This is a genomic window from Paenibacillus typhae, assembly GCF_900099765.1.
Classification (GTDB): Bacteria; Bacillota; Bacilli; order Paenibacillales; family Paenibacillaceae; genus Paenibacillus_AQ; species Paenibacillus_AQ typhae.
In genome coordinates this window covers 1-24,503 of the sequence record NZ_FNDX01000058.1, presented here as the reverse complement: position 1 = coordinate 24,503, position 24,503 = coordinate 1, and the positions used below count along the sequence as shown (strand labels likewise).

Genomic DNA, 24,503 nt, shown 5'->3' with positions numbered 1-24,503 from the left:
GAATGAAGGGCCGGAATCAGAATCCTGAGAAGCAGCGGGATGAAGGCAGTATGGTTGTTGAAGCGGCGATGGTGCTCCCGTTGTTTCTGCTGTTTGTCCTGTTTTTGATTTTTATCATACAGATGACCCTATACTCAACGGCACTGCAAAGTACGGCATCTGACACAGTCAAAGTGATATCCACACATATCTATCCGGCGGCGCTGGCGGCACAGACATGGGGTCAGGCAGACAATGGCGGCCCGGATCCGGCAGACCCTGCTGCAAATGCCGGGGGAACAGCGGATGAAGCGGCCGCAGGCGCAGCCTCCGGGAAGTGGAGTATTCCCCGCCTGTCCCTTGAGGAGTGGAGCGGCAGTTACGCAGATGAGATGCCAGCACCTGTCAGTGATTGGGTCAGAGCGGCTGTGCAGCGGGCAGAGGGCCCTCTGCAGGAGCTGCAGGCTGAGACCTCGGAGGCTGTGCTTGATCATGTGCTTAAGCCATTAATGAAGCCTTACTTGGCCACAGACTGGCTTGATTATGAAAAGATCCATGTCTCCAATGTCACTATTCCCGATTTGAAGAAGGGAACACGCCCGTACTTTGGATTGGTTGTCAGTTACGAGCTTCCGATGAAGGTGCCTTTTCTGAATAAGGCCATTGTCCTGGAAGCCAGCAGTTTAGAACGGGTATGGGTAGGGAACACCGATGCTTCCGGACAGGGCGGAGAGAGCGGAACTGAAGAGCCGCAAGGCTATATCATCGTACTGGAGAAGCCTGACCCTGGCGTCGCCAACAAGCAGGGTAAAATCAGGGTTCAGGTTCCCCCGGGAGCAACGGCAAATCTTTCGATATTCTACAAAAGCGGCCAAAGTACAGCCAGACATTTAGGCTGGAAGCAGGCTGACGAGTCCGGGTTCATCGAATGGGAGTGGAAGATCGGGGTGAATACGACACCCGGATCCTGGACGTTTATCGTTACGCTTGAGGATGGTACCAGCCTGGAGGCCGTTTTTAGAGTTGTAAAAAGATTATAAATGGAAGGAGGGGGCATATGGCAGGTTGGGCCTTTGGGGGCTGTCTGGTGATTCTGGCAGCGGCCTTTGTCACAGATCTGCGGTGGATGAGGATACCGAACTGGATTTCTGTATTTGCCCTGACAACAGGACTGCTGGCAAGGAGTGTTGTATCCGGAGGTCACGGGCTGTTGTTTGCACTGACCGGCGCTGCCGCCGGATTTGCCGTTCTCCTGCTCCTGCATTTTATGGGAGCGGTCGGGGCCGGAGATGTGAAGCTTTTTGCCGGGATTGGAGCCTGGACAGGGATATGGTTTACTCTTCAGGTCATTATGTATTCCATATTATTCGGGGCGGTAATCGGCTGGATCATTGTGCTGTTTAGACGGGAGGCAGCCGGGAGAATCCGCAGTACACTGAGCAGAACAGCCGGACTTTTGCTGCTGCAGAGGCCAGCCCTTTTAAGAAGCAGTGCAGGCAGTGAGGTGCTGAGATTTCCGTTCATGCTGGCTGTAATTCCCGGATTTCTATATACCTATTTCTGCTTTTAGATGGGAGGCTGAACTTATCTTGTTCGGATTAAACCGTGACTTCATACAACAGGATGGCATCTCCATGCAGCTTGGTACTGCCGGCGGATTATCTTTGGAAGAGCTGAATATGGTCCAGGCGAAGATGCTGATGAACACTGCTATCCCGCATCATCTGCGGCTGCTGCTTAGGGAAATTGATCTCAAGGTGACGCTGGAGTACGCCGTATCCCGGCGCAAAATGCTCAGTCACCTGCTGAAAAGCGAAAAAATGAGTATGGCGGAGCTCTTTGGACTGCTGCTGCAGATTGCCCGGGGCATGGAGGAAGGCAGGCAATATATGCTGCGGGCTGAGCAGTACGCGCTTCATAAGGATTATATTTTTATTGAGGGGCCGCTTGGCAGCGGCAAGGTGTTTCTTACTTACATACCTCTGCAGCCGTCAGGAACGCCAATATCTCCCGGAGAAGCAGTGAAGTCACTCCTTATGGTGCTCATTGCATCTGTGACGGAGTTATCGGGAAGCGGGCTGCAGCGATTACTTGAGTATTGCGGGAGCGGGAATTTTTCACCGTCCGGGCTCAAGGGTCTGCTTGCCGAGCTGCTCGCAGAAGATCATTCCGCCGCCGGGAAGCTTGCGGGCAGTATAGAAGCTGTATCGTTAAAGGTGCCTTCTGGTGGGGGGACTGCTGTATCCGGAGAAATGCCAGTCCGGCTTAGAGAGGGGCCGCAGGCTTATGTAGCGGCAGGGTTTTCTGCAGCTCCTGCAGCTACGGGAATATCTATGAAGCAGAGGCAGCTAAGTGCCCGTTTAGAGGAAACGGCAAGTGACAGCAACCACGCTAAGGAGCAGCGATGGGGAAACGGTTTGCCGCAGCTGATGCTGAATGAAGAAGTCGAGGCGGATGATCTGGAGGATTCAGGAGAAGCTGCCGCCAAAGTACCTTCTTCCTACAGAACTTATACTGTAATGGGTGCTGTTCTGGCTGATGCCCTGCTCTGGAAATTCCTGTACCTGGACAGGCCGATGACCATTTGGCTGGCTGTTTGTATTGCCGCTACTGCTATTTTTGCGGCTGTAAGCTGGATGGTGTGGAGCGGGAGGATCATGGCTGCGCGGGACCCTGTCAGTGACGAAAGCAGAGAGATACCTGAATCTGCATTAGCTGAAACCCGGGAGCGCAGTGTGAGCCGTAAACCGGGCCGTTCAGAGTGGGATTTTGGCAGAAATCCGGTAGTGCCGGCAAGGCTGCATGTTCAGCAGGGAGCTGAACAGAAGCCGCCTTCACAGGTAAGGCAGGATTCCGGGGGCTCATTATCAGGGGCTGCGGGACAAGTGCCGCCTCAGCCCGCTGCTGTTGCGGCAACGGCGCTGCTCACGGCCAGCGATAACACGTTCAGCGGACAGGCGAAGGGGCAGCTCCGCCCAGCCGGTCCCTTTCTGGAACGCACCTGCACAGATGAGGATGGAGCACCCGAGAAGATTGAACTGGACCGCGCAAGCTTCATAATCGGCCGGTCACCTGATGTGGCCCAGTATGTAGAGAAGTCCGAGGGAGCTTCCAGGGTGCACGCCGAAATTTCCAGAGGCCCAGCCGGTTACCTCATTAAGGATCTGGACTCGCGGAACGGGACACTGTATCAGGGGAGCCCAATGATTCCCTATAAAGAATATCCGCTGACTGAAGGCAGCGTCTTTACAATTATCAAGGGCAGCTATACCTTCCGTTCTGCCTGAAGGATGCATTATTTCTCTGATTTCAGCTGTTCCAGTGCCGGCTGTAGGGTCGGATAGCTGAAGGTGAAGCCATGGCTTACCGCTTTGGAAGGGAGTACACGCTGGCCTTCCAGCAGGATTTCCGACAGCTCGCCGACAGCTGCCTTTAATACAAACGCAGGAAGCGGAAACCAGTGCGGACGATGGTACACTTTGCCGATCATCCGGCCAAACTGCTCGTTGGTCACCGGGTTAGGGGCGGTGGCATTAACGGGGCCGGTGATTTCAGGGGTGCGTATACAGTAATCGATCAGGCGGGCGATGTCCTCAAGGTGAATCCAGGACAGCCACTGCTTCCCGCTGCCGATTCTGCCGCCAAAGCCAAGCTTATAGGGCAGCTTCATCTTGGGAAAGGCTCCGCTTTCGTTGCCGAGCACAACACCTGTCCGCAGCTTGATGAGCCGTATATCCTGATAGGCTGCATCGGCGGCGGCCTCCCAGGTCTGGACCACCTCCGAGGGGAAATCCACTACCCGGGCAGGTGAGTCTTCGTTATAGGTATCCGTGAGCGAGGTGCCGTATATGGCGACGGCGGAAGCCTGCACAATGACAGGCGGCTTATGCTTTAGCACCGCAACCAGTTTGCCGGCGGCTTCCACCGTTTCAAGCCGGGACTGTATAATAGCCCGCTTACCGTCAGCGCTCCAGCGCTGGCTGAGTGAAGCTCCGGCCAGATTGACCAGCGCATCTGCGTTCTCTGCCAATTCCGGAGAGGCGGCGAGGTCGTCCCAGGTTGTATAGCTTAGAGCGGGATGAGAAGATGCGTCTTTGGGCAGCGTGCGTCCGGCGACAATGAGCTGATGTCCGGCTGTAAGCCACAACTCAGTGAGCTCACGGCCGATAAAGCCGCTGCCGCCGCAGATAATGTATTTCATGCTGAAATCCTCCGTTTCAGGATGCGGCTTACTTGAGCAGATGACGGTAGGGAGAGTAGTCGATCCCGTTCTTTTCTAGGAAAGAAACAAGAAACTTGTTGTCCCGGCGCGGGGTAGCTACGATATAGCCTTTAATGCAGTGTTCCCGGGTAACCGCCGGAGCATCGCTTTCAACAGCAATCTTGCCGATCTCAGCAGCGATGGAATGCTTGGCGATATCACGAAAGGGTCCGGGTACCGGCTGTACCAGCTGGTCCAGAAAGGCCTTCATTTCGTCGCTCCACAGCGGCCGGCTGCGTTCCACCCAATAGTTTTGCCAGTCCAGCTTGGACTTGCCGTCCGCTTTGGGCAGCACCTTGAGGAACTTGCGGAACATGAAAAAACCGCCGATACACATGCAGCCCAGCAGTAAAAAAGTCCAAAATGCGATTGAGTTCATAAACCAGTTGCTTGGTCCTGACGATAATAACCTGAATCCCGATACAGAAAACATGTATACACCGCCTTTGACAATGATGATTGTCACAAACCTAAATCTCATCTAAAGTATAGCGTATTTGTACAGTTTTGCGAAGCAGAAGCGGCCTGCCGGGGCTTGCCTAGATTTATTTTCCCGATCACGGTAGAATAAGGGGTAATTCGTGAAGGAAAGAGGGAAAAAAGGCATGCTGAAAATAGGTTCACATGTGTCCTGCGCGGACAAGGGTCTCTTGAGCGCAGCCAATGAAGCAAATGAGTATGGTTCCAGTTCGTTCATGATATATACCGGGGCGCCGCAGAATACGCGCCGCAAGCCGATTGAGGCTATGTACCCTGCTGAAGGAAAGCTTGCGATGAAAGCGAACGGCGTAGAAGAAATTGTGGTACATGCTCCCTATATCATTAACCTGGGTTCCTATAAGGATAATACCTATCAGCTTGCTGTTGATTTTCTGCAGGAGGAGATCCGCCGTACCCATCAGCTGGAGGTCAAGCATATCGTACTTCATCCGGGGGCTTATACTGACAAGGATGCAGAATACGGTATCCAGCGGATTGCCGACGGGCTGAATGAGGTGCTTGGCGGTACGAACGAGACGGAAGTGCATATTGCCCTGGAGACGATGGCCGGCAAAGGAACAGAAGTCGGCCGCAGCTTCGAGGAAATTGCCTCCATTATTGACAAGGTCGTACATAACGAGCGCTTGTCCATTTGTCTTGACACCTGTCACATTCATGATGCCGGCTATGACATCGTTGGCGACCTGGACGGGGTGCTCCGCCAATTCGATGAGATTATCGGCCTCAAGCGGCTCGGCGTAATCCATATCAATGACAGCAAAAATCCGCGCGGAGCAGGTAAAGACCGCCATACTCCAATTGGTTCAGGCTGGATCGGTTTTGAGACGATTCATAAGGTCGTCCACCACGAAGCGCTTGCAGGGCTGCCGTTTATTCTGGAGACTCCATGGATCGGAAAGGATGCCAAGAAGCTCCGCCCGATGTACGAGATCGAAATCGCCCTGCTGCGCGGTAATGTGGCAGAACGCTTCGGTGCAGAGTTCCTGCAGGAAGTGGAAGAGCTGCATTCGTTCTTCGCCAAGCAGGAGCTTGATCCGCGCCGGTATGTGCTAGATGTATGGGAGCTGCTCAAGAATGACGCCAAAGCCAAAAAGGCTGATCCGCGCGAACCGCTGGAACGTCTGTATGACAATGTGCTGGCAGCCGGACTCTTCCCGCAGCTTAGTGAGGAGGCCGTCAATCAGCGCCTGATTGCATGGCTGGCAGGCAGACAGGCACTCGTGAACGCTTAAATATAACCACAGATTGCGCTAGCAGATGAGAGGATGGACAGGGGACTATGGAATTACATGTGAAAAGAGATCATTCTTCAGGCGGGCAATACCCGGACCGGGCGCGCATGCTCATTTCTTGTCCGGACGGGCCGGGTATTGTAGCGGCTGTCTCGCATTTTTTGTATCAGCATGGAGCAAATATCGTCCAGTCAGACCAGTATACAATGGACCCGGACGGCGGTATGTTCTTCATGAGAGTGGAGTTTGATCTGCCCAAGCTGGACGAGCGGCTGGATGAGGTGCGCAATGTTTTTGGCGGCGTTGCCGAGCGCTTTAAGATGGACTGGCAGATTTTTAATGTGAGCCATAAGAAAAGACTGGCGATCTTTGTGTCCAAAGAAGATCATTGTCTGGTGGAGCTGCTCTGGCAATGGCAGGCCGGTGATTTGGATGCGGATATTGCCATGGTGGTCAGCAACCATACGGATATGCAGACCTACGTTGAATCGTTTGGCATTCCGTTCCACCATATCCCGGTTACGGCTGAGACAAAGGCTGAGGCTGAGAAGCGCCAGCTGGAGGTTATCGGCAGCGACATCGATGTGATCATCCTCGCCCGCTATATGCAGATCATCTCACCGTCGTTCATCGAGCATTACCGGCACCGGATTATCAATATCCATCACTCGTTCCTGCCGGCGTTCGTCGGCGGCAAGCCTTACGCGCAGGCTTACCAGCGCGGGGTGAAGATTATTGGCGCAACCGCTCACTATGTCACCGAAGAGCTGGATGGCGGACCGATTATCGAGCAGGACGTGCAGCGGGTCAGCCACAGCGATGATGTGAATGAGCTGAAGCGGATCGGCCGTACGATTGAGCGGGTTGTACTGGCGCGGGCTGTTAAATGGCATATTGAAGACCGCATTCTTGTGCATCACAATAAAACAGTAGTGTTTAACTAACCCTATAGTTCTGAAGAGCATCACAGGTAAAAAAGCATTTTACCGGCATTTTGGCGAAGTCTGCCAAGATGCCTTTTTTCGTTCCCAAAAACAGTACTCAAGGAGGTAAGGGCTTGGCTTCAAAGCGCGGACAACTGTTAAAACGCAATTATCTGTTTGCCTTTCTAATCCTGTTCGCCGGGTTCGGCGGTCTGCTCGGCTATGATTTATACTTCAAGCCTTATGTACTCTCACAGACAGTGGTCAAAATTAAAGCGGCCGACGGCGGTTTTATTCCAAAAAACTATCAGCTGCAGCAAAGCGATCTCTATCTCGATTCAGTCCAGACCAAGGACATTCCTTCAGGTGTCATTACGGAGTTCAGCCAGGTAAAGGACAAGATAACCAATGTTAATCTGATGGACGGCAGCATTCTTACTTCATCGCTGGTGGATGTCAGTGATCTGGAGCCGCAGGCTGATGAAGGGATTTTCCCCATTCCCAAGGAGGCGATTTATGCCATCAACGGCTCGCTGCGCAGCAGGGACAAGGTAGATATTTACCTGGTGGAAGGTGATAAAGCAGACAGACCGGGGAGTGGAAGCGGTAATGCCGGAGGGGGCCTTCCGCCTTCAGGCCCTACTGAACCTGCACCTGACAGTGGGCAGAAGGATTCCGGGTTCCCAACAGCCGTCCGGAAGGTGTTTTTGAGCGGCGTTACCGTGAACTATGTACGTTCTGAGGATAACAATGATGTGCTGGACTCGGAGAACGGCAACACGAATAACCGCGTTACTTCAACCGGCAAGGTGGCGGCACCTGAATTAAAGCTCAAGAAGAGTGACGGTGAGCTGCTGGGACAGTATCTGGAGCAGGGCCTCAAGCTGTGGATTGTTCGTGTAGAGTAGAAAGGAGGAGCATTCATGAAAATATTCAGTCTGGGGATCGAGCAGCTGACGATTAATGAGATCAAGCTGGCTGGGTTTACGGTCATTACGCAAAATGTTCTGCCAGAACCGGCGCACACCGAAGGCCATCTGCTGCTGGTAACCAGTGAACAGGTCCCTGTGTCCGCTTTAACCGAATTTAGCCGCCAATACACGCGTTCCACAATCCTGTACCTGTATCTGCAAAGAGGGGTGCACGGCTATCAGGCTATTCATATGCAGTGCGAAAGTCTGGGGATGTTTTTTATGCCCCCCCGCTCCTCAGCCTCGGCAATTATCGAAAAGCTGCGTTTTATTACAGAGGAGGAACGTGTAGAACGCGGTAACCTGGTAGGATTTTTCGGCTCGGGCCCGGGAATTGGCTGTACCAGTGCAGCCAAGCTGTTCGCCAGACGGATTGCCGCGGCAGGGTTTCGTGTGATTTTACTGGGGCTGGATCTGTATGATCCCGGCTATGACCGTAAAACGCAGATCAGCCTGGACAGGCTGCGGCCGCGGATCACCGGCAAGATGCTTCATGGCGAGGACTTTGAAGGGCTGGTTAAGCAGGACGGATATGCATACCTGCCCGGCAATTTCGACTATTTGAGCGTCCATGATTACCAGGAGGAGGAGATCGCTTATCTATTGGCCGAAGCGCGTGTGCATGCGGATGTGGTGGTGGCCGACTTTGGCTCGATTCCCGAAAGCGCCGCATGGTATACCGGAATGCAGAAATCGGCACTGCGCATGATGGTTACACATCCCAGGCACGAATACAGGCTGCAGGCTCTGATGGAGCTTGCCGGACATATGGACCTGCATCCGCAGGATTTTCAGTGGATCATCAACCGCAGCAATGTGGAGGAGATGTCCTCGCCCAAAAGTCTGGCGCTGCGCTTCGGCTGTGAAATTTTGCTGGAGCTGCCGTATTATCAGCCGCTGCCGGACAGCCTGCCTTTAGGTAAAAAAGAGCTTCAGCACGTGGATGATAAGGTTCACGCCCTGCTGGTATCACTGGGACTTGCGCCGGAAGTGCGGAAGAAGGGGATCTTCCAATGATTGAATACCATGAGGAGATGTGGCAGAAGCCGCACAGGGTGAACGGACAGCGTTATGTCAGTCCGGGAGGGCGGAAAATGGGTCTGCAGGCAACTCAAACAGAATTGCCGTTCAATCTGTACGAGCAGTGTGGAAAAGAACTGATACCGGAAGCGCGGCCTCTTTTTTCTCTGAAACAGAGTGTCCTGCGTACCAGCAAGCCGGGAAAAGAGGACTTCTATGGGTTTCTGCAAAAGATGAAGCAGGACATGAACGCAGGGCTGGAGCGGGAGGATGACAGCTATTTCGAGCTGAATGCCAAGGCGCTGATTGGTGATCCGCAGGCGGTTAGCTTTTTTATGAATGAAATTGAAAAATATTTGCGCAAGACACCGTTCACCGGCGAAGTGCCGGAGGCTTATCGTACAGCTGCAGAGGCGCTTTTTCATGAATGGAAAGGATTTGGTCCGGCTTACCGCTGGTTCACAGATCGTGCCTATAGTGAATCTACCGGGCTGCAGATGATCGGACGGCAGATTTTTTATAATCACCGCGGAAAGTTTGTTGCTTATCCGTATGAGATGCCTTCGCTGGACCGGGTGGAGCAGCTCAAACGTTCTCTCCTCAAAAGCGATCCGGGCAAAAAGCTGAACAAAGACAATCCTTCGGTTGAGTTCAAAATGGATGATCCGCTCTGGCCCGGCCGGTTCATCCGGCTTGCGATTTGGGTATCGCCCAGGGTATGGGACGGGTTCACAACCATTTCCATGCGGCGGCAGGTGGTCGAGTTTCTTGATCTGGAGGATCAGGCGGGAACAGAATGTATCCCGGCAGAAGCCATAGAGCTAATCCGTGCGTTGGCTGGCACATTCCGCAACACAATCATCGCGGGGGCTGTAGGTTCAGGCAAAACAACCTTTGCCAACACGATTGTCGGCGAACAGCTGCTGGGCTCAAGCTCTTGCATGGGTGTAGTGATGATCGAGAAGCATCCGGAGTCGATACTGCCATACCAGATTAAAGGTCACCGGATTATTCCGATTCAGGCGGCCAACGAGGAGCTGATGGAGGTTGGGGTGGAGTCACTGCGCCATGATCCGAACATCCTCTATATGACCGAAATGCGTTACAACGAGTGGGAGTTTTATCTCTGGAGCGGAGAGAAGGGCTATGACGGGATTACAGGAACCTTTCATACGGTGGATTCTGAGGATATTCCGTATCAGGGCGCTTTTGCAGTCTCCACACGGATCGGCGGCAGCCTGAAAGGACATCTGATCTCGGCGCTGAAGTCGTGTGAGCTGGTGTTTATTCTGGAAAGTGTTCCGGACGGGAAAAAGCGGCTGACGCGGATCTCGGAGGTCTTTTACGATGAAGAGCGTAATTCGGTATTTGCCAATGATCTGATGCGCTGGGAGGAAGAGCGTTCGGCCTGGAGCTATAATGACAAGCTGACCGGGAAGCTGATGGCCAAGATGACCAAAAAGAATGCCGCAGCTATGCGCGTATTCATCCGGGAACTGGGGCACCTGGCAGCAATGAAACCGATGGAGGAGCCCCTCAAGGAAAGCCTGAAGTCAAAGATTGTGCTGAACGAATGAGGGGGCGTTAGGCGTGGAGCTTGTTTTTTATATCATCCGCTTTGCCCTGCATTTGCTGGTTGTTTTTGGTCTATGGCTGATGGTGAAACCGCTGATTGAGCGGCATTTACGGCAGCTGGGGCAGAAAGTCGATCTGCAGATGAATTATAGAAGGAGACTGCTCCGCAAAAAAGTCAGCAGGGCGGATAAGCGGGTCTGGCTGTACCGGCATCTGGATAATCTGCTGTATTTTGCACACCGGAGATATGAGCCTGGAATCAGCGTAATGCGCTTTTCGCTGCAAACAGTATTTCTATTCGCTGCCGTCTTTGTGTCCACCATGCTCACGCTAATGGAGCTGCCAGGGCATATGAGCTTCAGTAATCCCTTTTTGGATGGAATCAGCTTTGGGGAGCGGATGCCGATTGAGGAGGCCTGGCGGCTTCCCCTGTTTGTATCCGTCCTTGCGGCAAGTATTCCATACCTGCGGATAAGATACACCTGTGCCCAGCGGAAAGTACGCGGAAGCTACGATCTGCTTGATGTGATCAAAATTGCTTCCAAGTTTACGCATCTGTCGGTAGACAGCATTTTGTCGAGGACTGCAGATTTTTTGACCGAAGACAATGTGCTAAAAACTCCGCTGAGGCTGCTGGGAGCGGGATTTGCCAATTACAGCAATGAATATGAGCTTAAGGAGGAGGCGATGAGGTTCTCGGGCGCGATCGGCACTACTTTTGCAATAGAGTTTGTATCTGATCTGCTATATTGCGAGAAGGAGGGAACCCGTCATCTCAAAAGCTCGCTGATGATGCTGAACCGCTCGATGGAACAGCAGCGGGAGACCATTTTGACGGTAAAAGCAGGCAGCCGGGATGCAATCAGTCTGGGGATTTACGGGAATTTAGTTGTGTTGGTATCCTCCGTCGGAACCTTCATGTATATGCTGAAGCCTGATGTCTATTTCAAACTGCAGTTTCAGACGAGCGTCGGTCTTGCTTTTCTGATGGTCATTGTAGCCGGACTGTTCGTATCCTTCCTTATCAGTACCATACTTGCCAGGCCCAAACTGGACTACCACTGAGGTGATATAAAGATGGAACGGGTATTGCTTTTGATTGCCATCTGCGGCGTTGCTTATCTGGCCTTGCTTGTATTTGTGAGCAGCAGCAGCAAGCGGGAGCGTTATGCATTACGGCTGGGGATCAAGTGGACAGCAATCGGTGAAAAGGTTCAGAATGAACGGCTGCAGCAGCTGCTGCAATCCGGCGGGCTTTCGGTATCAGCAGGAAAAATCACGATTTTCCGATATTCGGCGGCATTGCTGTACCTGGCAGTTCAGGCGGTTGGCGGTTTTGTGCAGGTGGCCCCTTTTTCCGGTACGGATTTGTTGATAGCTCTGCTTATCCTGATCGTCAGCAGTCCCATGCGTTATCTGCCGTTTGGCTGGCTGCTGGCCTGGCTGCATCAAAAAACGCTGATCCAAAAGGACGGCGAGCTGATATCCTTCATCCGGCTATACGAGAACAACCGGCTGCGCAAGCGCGGGTATGTACAGTTCGGTGCTTTCTGCGCGGGGACGGCCAATCAATTCCACTACATCCGGCAGGAGCTGTACGAGCTGTCCGAGCGGGCGGTGGATGAGGGGACAGAGAAGGCGATTGAATGGTTTTGCGGGAAATTCCCGGAGAGGCATGCTTTTATCAACGATATCCGCTCTATTCTGCTGGCAACAGAAGGGATGGATGACGATAACGAGGCCGCCAACTACTTGCGGGAGCAGGGCAAGATTATCACCAAAATATCCAGCGATCAGTATTTGAAAAAATGGTCCTTTATCGGCGACGTCTCTACTATTATCAACGTTATCCCCTCTATCGCCACATTCCTGATGATCGTATCGCTCGCGATGCAGTACATCATGCTGATCAAAGGGAATTTTAACGGAGTGGGAATGTTCCAGTGACTTAAGGTGTGACCACTATGAAGGTATATCTATGAGGTTTTTGTTATATTCAAGCACTGATTAAAAATATAAAATGAAAAGGGAGATATTTACAATGAAAAAAGACGCTATTTCCACTGGTTTGTTTATCGCTATCGGATTCCTTTGTGTGGCAATTGTTATCGCGATTCTCGTCCCTGTAGTCCGTGATGTAGTCAATGATGCTGACGATAACAGACCGGTTATTCCCGGAGTAAGTGTAAGCGTAATTGAGTCCAAAGAGCCTGGCTTAGCAACAGCAGCGGTACAAGCCCCCACCCGGCCTGCGGTCTAAGCAATTATGAAAAAGGATTCGATCTCAGTTGCCATGTTTTTGGCCATCGGTTTTGTAATTGCCGGGATTTTTATCACGGCGGCTACCCATATAATCGGCGGCAGCCAGGATGATATCATCGAACATACCAAGCAAGTTGAGCAATACTAGAGGGAGGAACGGGCGTGAAGGAAACGGTTCTCCGGGCATTGTTTATGTGGCTGGTCTTATTTATTCTCCTTCAGCCTATTTTCACTTATATTGACTATCTGCTCGATCTGCAGGTCAAGGCCAACACTTCCTACATCACACAAAAGGCAGCTACAGAAGGAATAGTTACCAGCTCTATGAAAAATGAGGTCATTGCCAATCTGAAGGCTGTTGGCTTTCCTGAAGCTTCTATTGTGATTTCCAGCAATACGGAGATTGTGCAGGAGCGTAAACAGCGGCTTGACGTGTACATTAGTGCTCCCCGGTTAAATTTATTTCCTTATGACTTCTCGGGAAAGTCTCAGCCAACCCGTTATTACGGACACGGTTCAATAATGAGTGAATATCTTGATTGATTGAGGAATGGTTCCGAGCTATGGACTACGTAATCAAACTGGCCTTTGTCCTGCTGATTTTTGTCTACTCCTGGTTTTTTCAGATTCAAAATCAGGAGTGGGACATCGTGCGCAGCATGCTGAAAGACGCCAACAACATGGCTGTACACGATGCATCACAGGAGCTTAATGAAGCCGAGCGTGCACGGGGACGCCTGATCATTGATCCTGCTGAGGCATACAAAACCTTCCGGGAGTCACTGCAGTTAAACCTCGGACTTGATGACAGCTTATCCCCTATCACGGGCAGCAGGCTGCAAACACAAGTGAAGATTATGAAATTCGACATTGTCGATGATTCGACCGGAGCGGCTTTTCCGTTCCTTTACGAAGACAGTACCTACGGCATCACCAAATACATACAAGGCCCTTCGGTTATCGCCGTCATCGAGACACAGCACCCGGTCCTAATCTCCCGCTCAAAAGTTCAAGAAGCCATCATTGTACCGGCGGTGCAGGAGTATAGGATGGGGGACTAGGCGGGGATTCATTAGCTCAAGCCACCAGTTAAATCTAAAAACATTAAAGGGGATATTATTATGAAAAAGTCGATTATTAAAGTAACGGCAGCAGTATTTTTGTTAAGTCAGCTGTTCACAATGGGTGGGGGATTCCAGGATGGTCGGGTTTCTGCTGCCGCTGCAGCTCCCAGTTCCACCAAACCCGCAACCACGGTTATGACTGATAACTTGTTTAAATACGGACTGAAGAAGAATGTTGAGCTGCCTGTTACTCTTACGGCTGGTGGGCTGAGTTATACACTGGAGAAAATAATGATTTTTGATTTCGACTCTAAGGAAGCAGTCGCTTTACGGAAGACATACAAATACGGAGAGGAAAGCGGCTTAGTATCTGATCCCGAATATTTTGTTTGGACAAAATTCACTGTAAAAAATAATAGTAAAAAGATTCTTGATAATGGTAATGGAAGCAGGCAGTGGGTATTGCAATTTCAAGGTCTGAATGCTCTCGATCCAGTCTATAGACCTGCACCAGTTAAGTTGAACGATAAGTCAGCAGTAAGTTGGATAGAACTTAAACCTGGTGAACAATTGTCGTCGTACCAAGCATTTATGTTCAAGGGGGATTTTGAATATTTTCGGATTAATTTATATTTTAATGGTGCATTTGCAGAAAAATATATTGTAGAGGAAAAGTAGGACCCGTTATGAAAAATAGCAAATTAGTTATTTATATAATGTTGCTGGTTATAGTGGCTACAGGAATTCCGCAATTTACATTTGCAGCCGACTCAAAAACTGCCTCAATAGCTATTCCAATTTCAACGGGATTAGTTGGATCTGATAATAGCGCGAGGACATTCTCATTAGATTTACCTAGTGGAGTTATACCTTCCTCTATTCTAAATAGCACCTTAAAATACTCCGGCAATAATACTACAGTGGGGAATTTTTCTGTAGTTGATGGGAAAATTAAACTCACTCTCAAAGGAAACCAATCTACTAAAACAATTGATGTACAGGGATATAGGGGTTCTCACAAAGCGGCATACGGTTCAGAAATATATAACTCCATTTGGTTGTATTCGGATGGAAGACGCTGGCAAATTAATGAGTACGATGAAAAAAATGATGTGAACAATGCGCACCGGGATGTTCTGGCCACTGATGGAGTTCCATCACAAAACCCACCTAAAACGGTGATTAGTGCAGGACCTTTACAGGATAGGGAATATTTAAAATGGTTTCATGATTCAAAAGCTGAGGTGGTTGAATCGGATGATGTTATTCAATCAACTATCGAACCTGAAGTTATTAGTAAAAGTGGTTACTTAAATGAAGAACCGAAATTTAAAAATAACAGAGTTATTTTGAATTACTGGATTCCTAATTCTTTTCCATTTAGACCTGAATCAACAGCAGGCCTTTCTGGTCTTGCAGAAGGCAGAAGATATTTTGCTTTTGTTACGTACTACTACAAAGCTACCGCAAAAGTTACCACATACAGTTATGCAGGCACCGTTACCTTCGATTACAAGCTGCCTACCGAGCCCACCTTAACCGGCGAAGTAGCATTACTTACCCCTAACCCAAATCCGGAGAAGTACGCGGATAAGGCCGTGCCGGTAAAGCTGTCCTTGAAGGGATCACTAGCTGCCTACACAGATGCATCTAACATCTTGGAATGGGTTTTTTATGCCAAAAAGACAGGTGATGATGCATCATTAGTCACCAAAAAAGATACGGCAAAGGTGCTGTCCAGTGAGAGGCAGTTTGATTTTGTCATTTCAAAACAGGAAGCTGCCACACAGCCTGGATTTACCCAGAATTACACTTTGACCGTAACTGTAAGATTTGCAAAGCCGGTGGTTACGGCAGCCGGAAGCATATCATCATTGAGTGAGAATTTCACCATTAATGCTGGAACCTATAACGGTCCACCGCCAAGCAGCATACCTATCCCTACGCCCACACCGGCTACCGGTAAACCGCCGATTGCCCGAATCACCATGCCTGACCAAGTCGTTGCCGGCGAAAAATTCATCGTATCCGGAGCCGAATCCTTAGATCCTGACGGCACGATAGTTAAATATGCCTGGCAGCATCCAAATGTGAATCTTGCATTATACGGCAAGTCCAGTGATACTTCATACGGTCTTGACTCCATTGATACTACACAGACCATTACGCTTACAGTTACAGATAACGACGGTCTGACTGCTACTACCTCTCGTGACATCAAGATTGTAGCTCCTGCACCGAAAGCTAAAATCCAACTTCTCGGCACTTTGAAGCAGAATCGAAAAATCACAATTCGTAATGCAACTAAAAATGTTTCCGATGATTTCCCAATCATAGAAGGCAGCACACGGTTTACTATCACCGCAATCTCTGGCGGAACCAATGCAGATATCAAATATAGTGGAAGTCTTGTAGGGGTCAAAGAAGTAGATGTGCTTATGAAAACGCCAGGACAATACAAGGCTGCCCTGTATGTTGAAAATACAGCTGGCTACTCCGGAACGACCTCGTGGACGTTCACTGTTGCTCCTGACGAAGCGCCTGTACCGTACATTTCGATGCCATTAATAGTCTACCGTGATCTGGACAATGGAAATAAGGCAAGTGTAACTCTGGAGGACTTCACCGTTTCACCTGACTACGACTATCTGGCAAAACGAGTCTGGGAATATCGTTATGATTCAGATAACAACGGCAATTTTACAGGAGAAGCATGGGTTCAAATAAATAATACTAACCTTGACCGCATTAATTTTTACCCGGCAAAAGTGGGCAGATACGAGATCCGGCTAACCGTGACAGAAGAATTTGGACAGCCGACGATAGATGCCTTTGTGAACGCGGCAGATCGCAAATCAGCGAATACAGATACGCAGCCGGTGCTTGAACGAATTGTAACGGTTGAAAATCGTCCTCCGACCTCAGATTGGTCATGGTAATGGAGAAGGGATAGATTTAGGGTGGAAGAACGAAAGAAATCATCTATATATATATTGATTGGCAAAATCATCTTATGCTTTGCTATGTTTACATCAATGCTTCCGTATATGCCAGAGGCTGAAGTAAATGCAGCAGACACTTCTGTAGTCAATTACATGGATGTTGAAATTCCAGCATTTTATGGAACGCTAACGATGCCAAATAATTTTCATGAACCGGTATATAATCCCTATACTTATCGAACTGATGATCCATATTGGGGTTATTATATAAATTCAACGGTGACGGGCTATAGAAGTGCTTTCAAGGTGAACAACATAAAGTGGAATCGTGTGACAAGAGTATTAAGCTATGACGTATCTGACATAAATTATGGAATCACGGTCGAAAGAGGACCGGGAAAAGACACCTTATTTTGGGATCAAAAAGCAATGAATGCCAATCCGTATGTTGAAGTTACGGGCTTCGTTCTGGGGGATTACCGAGAAGTCTTGAGTTCAGGTAATTACTATACAAGGAATGATTTTTGGGGTCCTTATTGGTTAAGTGGTAATCTGGACCTTGGACACCCCGCGCAAGGAAATCTCATTCACAAATTGAATTCAAAGTTGTCTAACGTTTATACGGATCTAGTTATAACACCAAGAGACCATATGGAACTATCCATTCCAGCTGCTAGCTATAGTTTGGATTATTCAAAACCAGCCACTGGATGGTATGACCGATACTTACTCAATGATCCCAAAAAGATTCGTCATATGTTTTTATATACCGACAATCTACAAAATGGTCGATACAGTGAATGGCCTTTAATGGATATAGTGGATATTAAGCTGGAAGTAAATTCCCCGCCAACGCTTACACTGACCACTCAAAACGGAGCTACGCTCTATAATGTGGACGGACAAAATATTCTGAATGTAACTGGGTATGCTCAAGATCCGGATAATGAAGAGCTGGATGTCATTGTAGAGGTTCCTAATGTGTATTACCGCCGAATCAAAATTTACAACTCATACACAGCTCAGCAATTCACTATTCCTATAGATGCCATTAATGATTCCTTGCCGCCAGGAAGTTATACGGGAACGGTCACAGTAGTAGATAGGCGAAACTATATAGCGAGTGGACAATTCACCTTCAGCGAAAAAAACAAACTGCTTAATAAAAACTACTATCTGATCAATTCACAGTTTGAGATAGGAGCGTCCTATAAGGATTATGAAAGTGATCCTCAATATTCAACCCGATTTAGATATGATCATGACCCGACTTTCTTTGACAATCCTTTAGGAACCCTTTCTGATTCTGCTTTATGGCGTTCAACAATGTACACATCATTTGCTTACCCTGGTGTATATAACGCAATTGTTCAAGTCGAGGACAACCCGCAAGGAGATAGTTTTGATGAATTTAGAAAATGGAGCAGAGACAATGAGTCATCGCTTACATTTCTTATCCATCGGAAGCCAACTGCTCTTTTTGCAGCTAAGCTTATCGGAAACGGTATTCAAATTACTGATAATTCTTACGATATTGACCACACAACTGCATATAACAAGGGACTAGTTGATCGTCAGTGGCAATGGCGTAAAGTAGGAGATGAATCCTGGAATGATGGGCAGCTGAATGCCCGGCCAACAAATGATGGCTACGAATTACGTTTACGTGTCAGAGATATGGACGGGCCGCTTAGTATCGGCGTCTGGTCCGACTGGACATCTCAGGTTCTGGGCACAGGTGCCAATTTACCGCCGGTTGCAAACTTTATTATCGATCCGATTAATGTGAGTTACCGAAAGAGCACGGTAATAACAGATAAATCATATGACCCCGACAATGATTACCTGGACACCTACGAATGGGTAATCCGCAAAAATGGAACCCAGGTGTACTATCACTACGGCGCGTTTACTATTCCGCCTAGCTTAACTAGCTACGGAGCAGGGAGTTATCAGGTTGTCCTGAGGGTGCGAGACAACAGAGGAGCATGGTCGGACTACTACGCGCAATGGGCAAATGTTCTCAATCAAAAACCGGTAGCGCAATTCAACATGCCTGCCCAAGTGTACCGTGATGATATTGTGGCGATGGAAAATACGACCCCTGATCCGGATGCAGACGGTGATGCACTGGCCTACACCTGGTACGGCCGTAAAGGTAACAGCAGTTATAGTTATAGCGGCAGCACACGGAACCAGAATGTAGTCGTCCGGAATCTGATTAGCGGGCTCGGGATAACAGATAAGGCTGCTATATCACGGGACTGGGAAATGAGGCTTAACGTATCGGACGGCAGCCAGGAGGCTTATGCTACCCGGATGTTTGAAATCCTGAACCATGTGCCTGCAGCCGAGCTGTCTGGACCTGCGGAAGCCACGCAGTACACCACGAGGACCTATACTTCTGGAGCAACCGATCTTGACAGCTCAGATGCAAGCAGCCTGCAGTATTACTGGAGGGTCATCGACAGCGAGGGGCAGGCCAGTATCCTCCGCAATCATAAATCAATCGATGTGAATTTCCACCATACCGGCATATATACGGTCGAGCATTGGGTAACCGACCAGATTGGTGCAAAATCCAACGTGGCCAGCCTCAAAATCACTGTTCGGGAAAATCTGAAGCCTGCTATGACCCTCACGTCCCCGGCCGGCACTGTAATCAGCCCGACTATAATCGATGCCAATATTGCAGGTGATCCAATAATTTCCTGGACTTACCTCGATCCAGAGGGTGATCCGCAGGAAAAATACACACTTGAGTTCTACACCAAGGACAGCATTTTGGCCAAATCAGTAGATGGCCCGGATAGCGCCGGCACGATAAGGCAATATCAGGTGCCAAACGGAACCTTTGAGAGGTTTAAGCTTTTTACTGTATTGGGACGGGTTTACTCGATGAACTCCTGGTCGGATGTCTCCAATGAGAAGGCATTCATCATCGACAACCCGCCGCAGCCAGGCTTTACACTTATAACTGATACTGGCCGTAATGCAGCCCGGTCGCCGATCTATCGTACGGATACACTGACCATTCAAGGAACGGCGACAGATACAGATATACCTGCGGGCGACAGCATTAGCTACCAATATTATTTAAAACCATCCGGCGGACCAGAAGGATTAGCCAGCACGCGAAGTACCTTCACCAAACAGTTCAGCACTAACGGAACCTTCACCTTGCGGCAGGTTGTTACAGATTCGCTGGGACTCAGCCGGGAACTCATACAGACAATTACGGTAGCCAACCGTATTCCCGCAGCAGGCATCACTTATCCGGGCAGCAGTAGCCAGAGTGCTCCAACTGTAGTGAACATACTTACTCCTGTAATGAAATGGGATTATCAGGATGAAGACGGGGATGCGCAGCAGCGCTATAAAGTAAGAATCATTAATCTGGCTACCGGGGCTGTTGCTGTGCAGTCAGGAGAACAGACTTCTTCGTCACAGGAGTGGCAGATTCCGGCAGGTGCATTAACAGAGAACCAGAAATACGCCGTGGAGGTTGAGGTGTATGACGGATTTAACTGGAGCAGTGTGTCTCCGCGCAAGTATTTTATGGTCAATCTGCTGACTGTCCAAGGTGCTGTCCGCCATACGGCGGAATGGAATAACAACCGGCAGGCTTATAATCTGAAAAAAAGCGGAACAGCAGAGAGCCCGCGGAGCTACAGCGTTTTCTGGGCGGGGGAGAGCTTCGTGCTGCAATCGGACGCAACAGGGATGCCGGATTCCATTGAAGTCGCGATGACGGGAGGGTACCGGACCGTGCTGACCCCGAATGACAGCGGCAAGACGCTATGGAGCGGTGAACTGTATGATTCATCATTCGAAAGACTGCCCGACGGGCCGGTCACGTTTACTTTTACTGCAAGGAATACGTATAGCACCAAAACAGATACGGTAACGGTGACCATACAGGGAGACTGGCAGGATTATTTTCAAAGTCACCGGATTAAATAGCAGATTGTGCTGGCATATAGCCGTAGAAACACGGGCTGAGGTGAATCCTTAAATGATTCCCTCGGCCCGTTCTTCTGTCAGCAGGAGTCTGCGTGCGGTTGACGCTGCTGCGGAAGAGGCAGATAGCTTTGCTGCGTTTATGTAAGTGTTGCCTTGTGTAAGGTGCATATAATAGGACAGTTTACCGCTGTATATTTTACTTGCGCACAGGGATTCAGCGAAATCCTCAGGTGTGACAAAGCAGGAGGGCTTGGCCACGGGCCGGCAGGAAGCCTCCTCACAGACAGAAGCGACAAAATGGGAGCAGAAATAGGCGTCCTCGCGGTTGAATTTTACGTTCAGCAGTACTCCGATCAGGCCAAGCAGGTGATATTTGTAGCGCTTCTGGTTCTCCATCATGCCCTTTACATGGTTGTACATGGTATCGTATTCCTCAAGACTCACATTCATCTCATAGACCGCGCAATCCGCCGTACTGTAAAAAGGATGGTCAAAATGCTCGCGGATCAGTCCGGCCACAAACGGGTTATGCACTTTTTTCCGTCCAAAGCTGTAGACCTCCTGCAGTTCCCGGTCAAAGGCAATCGAAGCATGATTCAATTCAGCCTTGGTGAACCATTTGATTAATCCGCTGAAGGCGGTGCCCGTTCCGGTCAGTACGATATAAATGTTTTTGCGTGCATTCATGCTCAAGATTCCTTTCTGCTGGAAGTTATGGATAATCCGGTAAAATCCTCGTTAGGTAACTTCATCTTACTGTATAATCCGTCTCCGGAAAACAAACTTTAGTCTTAACCTGAAACTGGACTAAAGGCTAAGTACCTGGTCTTGAGACCAGTATGTGATGTGCAGATTAGATGATGTTTCTGTGTGCGGCCAGTGCATAATCCGGCGGGAATCAGCAGAATATAAGCTGTTGAAAGCCTGTGTTTTGCAAAAACAATTGGTAATGCTTCCACATTAGTGATACAATAATAGTCAAAATGACATTCTTGATTTAGAGGAGGATTATTTTAATGACTGAGCAGGCAAAAGAGCAAGCAATCCATAAGGAAGAAAATTCGACGGTGGATAACCTGGCGATCACTACGATCCGTACGCTCGCTATCGATGCTATCGAAAAGGCTAACTCCGGCCACCCGGGTATGCCGATGGGTTCCGCACCGATGGGTTACCAACTGTTTGCCAAAACAATGAATCATAATCCGGATCACCCGACATGGGTTAACCGTGACCGTTTTGTATTGTCCGCGGGACACGGCTCTATGCTGCTGTACAGCCTGCTGCACCTGAGCGGCTACGACCTGCCGATGGAAGAATTGAAGCAGTTCCGCCAATGGGGAAGCCTGACTCCAGGCCATCCTGAGTTCGGTCACACTGCAGGTGTTGATGCGACTACCGGTCCGCTGGGACAAGGTATTGGTATGGCAGTAGGTATGGCTATGGCTGAAGCTCAGCTGGCAGCTACTTATAATAAAGACAACCACAACGTAATCGACCACTACACGTACGCAATCTGCGGCGACGGTGACCTGATGGAAGGTATCTCCTCCGAATCCGCCTCCCTGGCAGGACACCTCAAGCTGGGCAAGCTGATTGTAATGTACGATTCCAATGATATCTCGCTCGACGGCAAGCTGAACCTGGCATTCTCCGAGAATGTTGCACAGCGTTTTGAAGCTTACGGCTGGCAGGTTCTGCGCGTTGAGGACGGTAACGATCTGCCGGCGCTGGGACAGGCTATTGCTGATGCGCAGGCAGATACAAGCAAGCCTACCCTGATCGAAGTTAAAACGGTTATCGGCTACGGAAGCCCGAACAAACAAGGTAAAGGCGGCCATGGCGGTACCCACGGTTCCCCGCTGGGCGCTGACGAAGCGAAGCTGACTAAAGACTTCTACAAATGGGTATATGAAGAGGACTTCTTTGTACCGGATGAAGTACGTGCACGTTTTGCTGATGTGAAGGAAAAAGGGATTGCCGCTAATAAAGCATGGGACGAGAAATTCGCAGCTTACAAAGAAGCATATCCTGAGCTGGCTGCACAGTTTGAAACTGCAATCAGCGGTGAGCTTCCAGAAGGCTGGGATGCACAGCTTCCGTTCTTCACAGCAGAAGACAAAGCCGTATCCACCCGCGTTGCTTCCGGTAATGCACTGAACGGACTGGCAGCCGGAGTTCCGCAGCTCGTAGGCGGCTCTGCTGACCTTGAAAGCTCCACAATGACTCACCTGAAAGGCTTGACCCAGTTTACTTCCGAATCCTATGACGGCCGTAACATCTACTTCGGCGTCCGCGAATTCGGTATGGCTGCAGCAATGAACGGGATTGCCCTGCACAGCGGTCTCAAAGTATTCGGCGGAACGTTCTTTGTATTCACCGATTACCTGCGTCCGGCTGTCCGTCTGGCATCCATCATGAAGCTGCCGGTAACCTATGTCCTGACACATGACAGTATCGCTGTCGGTGAAGACGGCCCAACCCATGAGCCGATCGAGCAGTTGGCTTCCCTGCGTATTATCCCGGGTCTGACTGTAATCCGTCCGGCTGATGCCAACGAAACATCTGCTGCTTGGGCATATGCGCTTGAGAACACTGCCAACCCTGTGGCACTGGTGCTTACCCGCCAGAACCTGCCGATCCTTGCAGGAACTGTAGAAGGCGTACGTGAGAACATCAAACGCGGCGGATACGTTGTGTCCGATGCCAAGAACGGTACTCCGCAGGCACAGATCATTGCTACCGGTTCCGAAGTACAGCTGGCTGTAAAAGCTCAGGCAGCGCTGGCTGAAGAAGGCATCGACGTACGTGTAATCAGCTTGCCAAGCTGGGATCTGTTCGAGAAACAGGACAAAGCTTACCGTGATTCCGTTATCCTGCCTGAGGTTAAGGCTCGTCTGGCAGTCGAAATGGCACAAACCTTCGGCTGGGAGCGTTACACAGGCGATCAGGGCGACATTCTCGGTATCACTACCTTTGGTGCTTCCGCGCCTGGCGATATCGTGATGAAAGAATACGGCTTTACAGTAGAAAATGTAGTCAGCCGCGTTAAAGCCCTGCTATAATAGACGGAATAAACATAAAGGGGAGAATAAGCGCATGAGTCAGTTTACCAACGCAACAGTTCACAAAGCAGCCAATATCTATTACGATGGAAAAGTAACCAGCCGTACCGTCATCCTGGAGAATGGCACGAAGGTAACGCTTGGCATCATGCTGCCGGGTGTGTATGAATTCGGTACGGAAGGTCCGGAAACCATGGAGATCCTGTCCGGCGATCTGAAGGTACTGCTTCCCGGTACTGACGTCTGGAAAGAAATCAAGGGTGCTGAAACGTTCCATGTTCCCGGCAACTCCAAGTTTGCGCTGGAAGTATTCGCTTTAACTGATTATTGCTGTTCTTACCCGAACCTGTAATTTCATCTGTTCTACAGAAAGAAGCTCTGCTTAAAGCAGGGCTTCTTTTTTTGTAGGGGCGTGCCCAGAGGCACGCATTATCTAGTTGGTGCAAGTCCAACCAAGAGAGGGGCCAAGCCACTCTTGTAGCTAGGATGCTTGCGCATGGCGAAATCTGTGTGTAAAAGCGCATCGACAAAAGTACCGGTCAGAGACCGGGCGAGCAACAACCCAGGCCGCAACATCAAGTGAATCCTGCCGCGTCGTCAAAAAGGCCCTGCAAAGGGGAAAAGAGGGAGCCGAGTCTCGCTAAACTGGACGAAGGCCATGGAAGCTGTAAAGAACTTGGTACAACAGCGAAGAACCCTCCGGCGTAGAGGGAACGGCATGGTTTGAAAGATAATGCAGTGAACT

The 24,503-nt window shown here is 49.8% G+C and carries 22 protein-coding genes; 19 read left to right on the top strand and 3 right to left on the bottom strand.

The genetic code is table 11. From position 1 onward, the window contains the following. Positions 1–2 precede the first annotated feature (2 nt). The 3 genes from BLR64_RS27430 to BLR64_RS27420 are packed head-to-tail and all read left to right on the top strand — an operon-like array spanning position 3 to position 3,266. Positions 3–1,019, top strand: coding sequence for a TadE/TadG family type IV pilus assembly protein (locus BLR64_RS27430; protein WP_244157864.1), 1,017 nt, complete (start codon positions 3–5; stop codon positions 1,017–1,019). 17 nt (positions 1,020–1,036) lie between these two features. Continuing rightward, positions 1,037–1,549 (top strand): A24 family peptidase, encoded by a 513-nt coding sequence (locus tag BLR64_RS27425; RefSeq protein WP_090719588.1) that lies wholly within the window; start codon positions 1,037–1,039, stop codon positions 1,547–1,549. A 19-nt stretch (positions 1,550–1,568) separates the two neighbouring features. Then, a complete protein-coding gene (locus tag BLR64_RS27420) occupies positions 1,569–3,266 on the top strand; it encodes a DUF6382 domain-containing protein (protein ID WP_139172112.1) in 1,698 nt (565 codons plus the stop codon). A gap of 8 nt (positions 3,267–3,274) precedes the next feature. On the opposite strand, the gene BLR64_RS27415 is transcribed toward BLR64_RS27420, so the two are convergent. Both BLR64_RS27415 and BLR64_RS27410 read right to left on the bottom strand, forming a co-directional pair. Then, the gene (locus BLR64_RS27415) at positions 3,275–4,180 is read right to left on the bottom strand and encodes a TIGR01777 family oxidoreductase (RefSeq protein WP_090719584.1); all 906 of its coding nucleotides are present in this window, start codon (positions 4,178–4,180) and stop codon (positions 3,275–3,277) included. Between the two features lie 28 nt (positions 4,181–4,208). Further along, the gene (locus tag BLR64_RS27410; RefSeq protein WP_090719612.1) at positions 4,209–4,673 is read right to left on the bottom strand and encodes a DUF2621 domain-containing protein; all 465 of its coding nucleotides are present in this window, start codon (positions 4,671–4,673) and stop codon (positions 4,209–4,211) included. Positions 4,674–4,845: 172 nt separating this feature from the next. Here BLR64_RS27410 and BLR64_RS27405 point away from each other — a divergent pair, with 172 nt between their 5' ends. The 14 genes from BLR64_RS27405 (at position 4,846) to BLR64_RS27345 (ending at position 20,693) form a co-directional block, all read left to right on the top strand. Next, positions 4,846–5,973 (top strand): deoxyribonuclease IV, encoded by a 1,128-nt coding sequence (locus BLR64_RS27405; RefSeq protein WP_090719582.1) that lies wholly within the window; start codon positions 4,846–4,848, stop codon positions 5,971–5,973. A 47-nt stretch (positions 5,974–6,020) separates the two neighbouring features. Then, on the top strand, positions 6,021–6,917 hold the full coding sequence (gene purU, locus BLR64_RS27400) for a formyltetrahydrofolate deformylase (RefSeq protein ID WP_090719580.1): 897 nt from the start codon (positions 6,021–6,023) through the stop codon (positions 6,915–6,917). A 113-nt stretch (positions 6,918–7,030) separates the two neighbouring features. Continuing rightward, on the top strand, positions 7,031–7,804 hold the full coding sequence (locus tag BLR64_RS27395; RefSeq protein WP_090719578.1) for a hypothetical protein: 774 nt from the start codon (positions 7,031–7,033) through the stop codon (positions 7,802–7,804). A gap of 15 nt (positions 7,805–7,819) precedes the next feature. Next, entirely contained in the window at positions 7,820–8,884 is a 1,065-nt protein-coding gene (locus BLR64_RS27390) for a CpaE/TadZ family protein (RefSeq protein ID WP_090719576.1), read from the top strand. Continuing rightward, positions 8,881–10,464 carry a P-loop NTPase family protein gene (locus BLR64_RS27385; protein WP_090719574.1) on the top strand — a complete coding sequence of 528 codons (1,584 nt, stop codon included), beginning with the start codon at positions 8,881–8,883 and terminating at the stop codon, positions 10,462–10,464. The genes BLR64_RS27390 and BLR64_RS27385 overlap by 4 nt, the downstream gene beginning before the upstream one ends. Positions 10,465–10,477: 13 nt before the next feature. Beyond that, positions 10,478–11,527, top strand: a complete 1,050-nt coding sequence (locus BLR64_RS27380; RefSeq protein WP_090719572.1) for a hypothetical protein — start codon at positions 10,478–10,480, stop codon at positions 11,525–11,527. Positions 11,528–11,539: 12 nt separating this feature from the next. Next, complete coding sequence (locus BLR64_RS27375) at positions 11,540–12,409, top strand: hypothetical protein (RefSeq protein WP_090719570.1); 870 nt, start codon at positions 11,540–11,542, stop codon at positions 12,407–12,409. A gap of 94 nt (positions 12,410–12,503) precedes the next feature. Continuing rightward, entirely contained in the window at positions 12,504–12,722 is a 219-nt protein-coding gene (locus BLR64_RS27370; protein ID WP_090719568.1) for a hypothetical protein, read from the top strand. Positions 12,723–12,728: 6 nt separating this feature from the next. Beyond that, the gene (locus BLR64_RS30470) at positions 12,729–12,872 is read left to right on the top strand and encodes a hypothetical protein (RefSeq protein WP_157889954.1); all 144 of its coding nucleotides are present in this window, start codon (positions 12,729–12,731) and stop codon (positions 12,870–12,872) included. Positions 12,873–12,886: 14 nt separating this feature from the next. Next, positions 12,887–13,267 (top strand): hypothetical protein, encoded by a 381-nt coding sequence (locus BLR64_RS27365; protein WP_090719566.1) that lies wholly within the window; start codon positions 12,887–12,889, stop codon positions 13,265–13,267. Between the two features lie 20 nt (positions 13,268–13,287). Further along, positions 13,288–13,785, top strand: a complete 498-nt coding sequence (locus BLR64_RS27360) for a hypothetical protein (protein ID WP_090719564.1) — start codon at positions 13,288–13,290, stop codon at positions 13,783–13,785. 60 nt (positions 13,786–13,845) lie between these two features. Then, positions 13,846–14,466: a hypothetical protein gene (locus BLR64_RS27355; protein WP_090719560.1), complete on the top strand. Its 621-nt coding sequence runs from the start codon at positions 13,846–13,848 to the stop codon at positions 14,464–14,466. 8 nt (positions 14,467–14,474) lie between these two features. Continuing rightward, the gene (locus BLR64_RS27350) at positions 14,475–16,727 is read left to right on the top strand and encodes a hypothetical protein (protein ID WP_090719558.1); all 2,253 of its coding nucleotides are present in this window, start codon (positions 14,475–14,477) and stop codon (positions 16,725–16,727) included. A 21-nt stretch (positions 16,728–16,748) separates the two neighbouring features. Then, the gene (locus BLR64_RS27345) at positions 16,749–20,693 is read left to right on the top strand and encodes a glycoside hydrolase family 78 protein (protein WP_139172110.1); all 3,945 of its coding nucleotides are present in this window, start codon (positions 16,749–16,751) and stop codon (positions 20,691–20,693) included. A 48-nt stretch (positions 20,694–20,741) separates the two neighbouring features. Here the strand turns inward: BLR64_RS27345 and BLR64_RS27340 are convergent, their stop codons facing one another. Beyond that, positions 20,742–21,380 carry a hypothetical protein gene (locus BLR64_RS27340; protein ID WP_208607247.1) on the bottom strand — a complete coding sequence of 213 codons (639 nt, stop codon included), beginning with the start codon at positions 21,378–21,380 and terminating at the stop codon, positions 20,742–20,744. 329 nt (positions 21,381–21,709) lie between these two features. Between BLR64_RS27340 and tkt the strand changes: the two genes are divergently transcribed. Continuing rightward, complete coding sequence (gene tkt, locus BLR64_RS27335; RefSeq protein ID WP_090719554.1) at positions 21,710–23,758, top strand: transketolase; 2,049 nt, start codon at positions 21,710–21,712, stop codon at positions 23,756–23,758. A gap of 34 nt (positions 23,759–23,792) precedes the next feature. Beyond that, the gene (ppnP, locus tag BLR64_RS27330) at positions 23,793–24,110 is read left to right on the top strand and encodes a pyrimidine/purine nucleoside phosphorylase (protein WP_068722189.1); all 318 of its coding nucleotides are present in this window, start codon (positions 23,793–23,795) and stop codon (positions 24,108–24,110) included. The last annotated feature ends 393 nt before the right edge of the window (positions 24,111–24,503 follow it).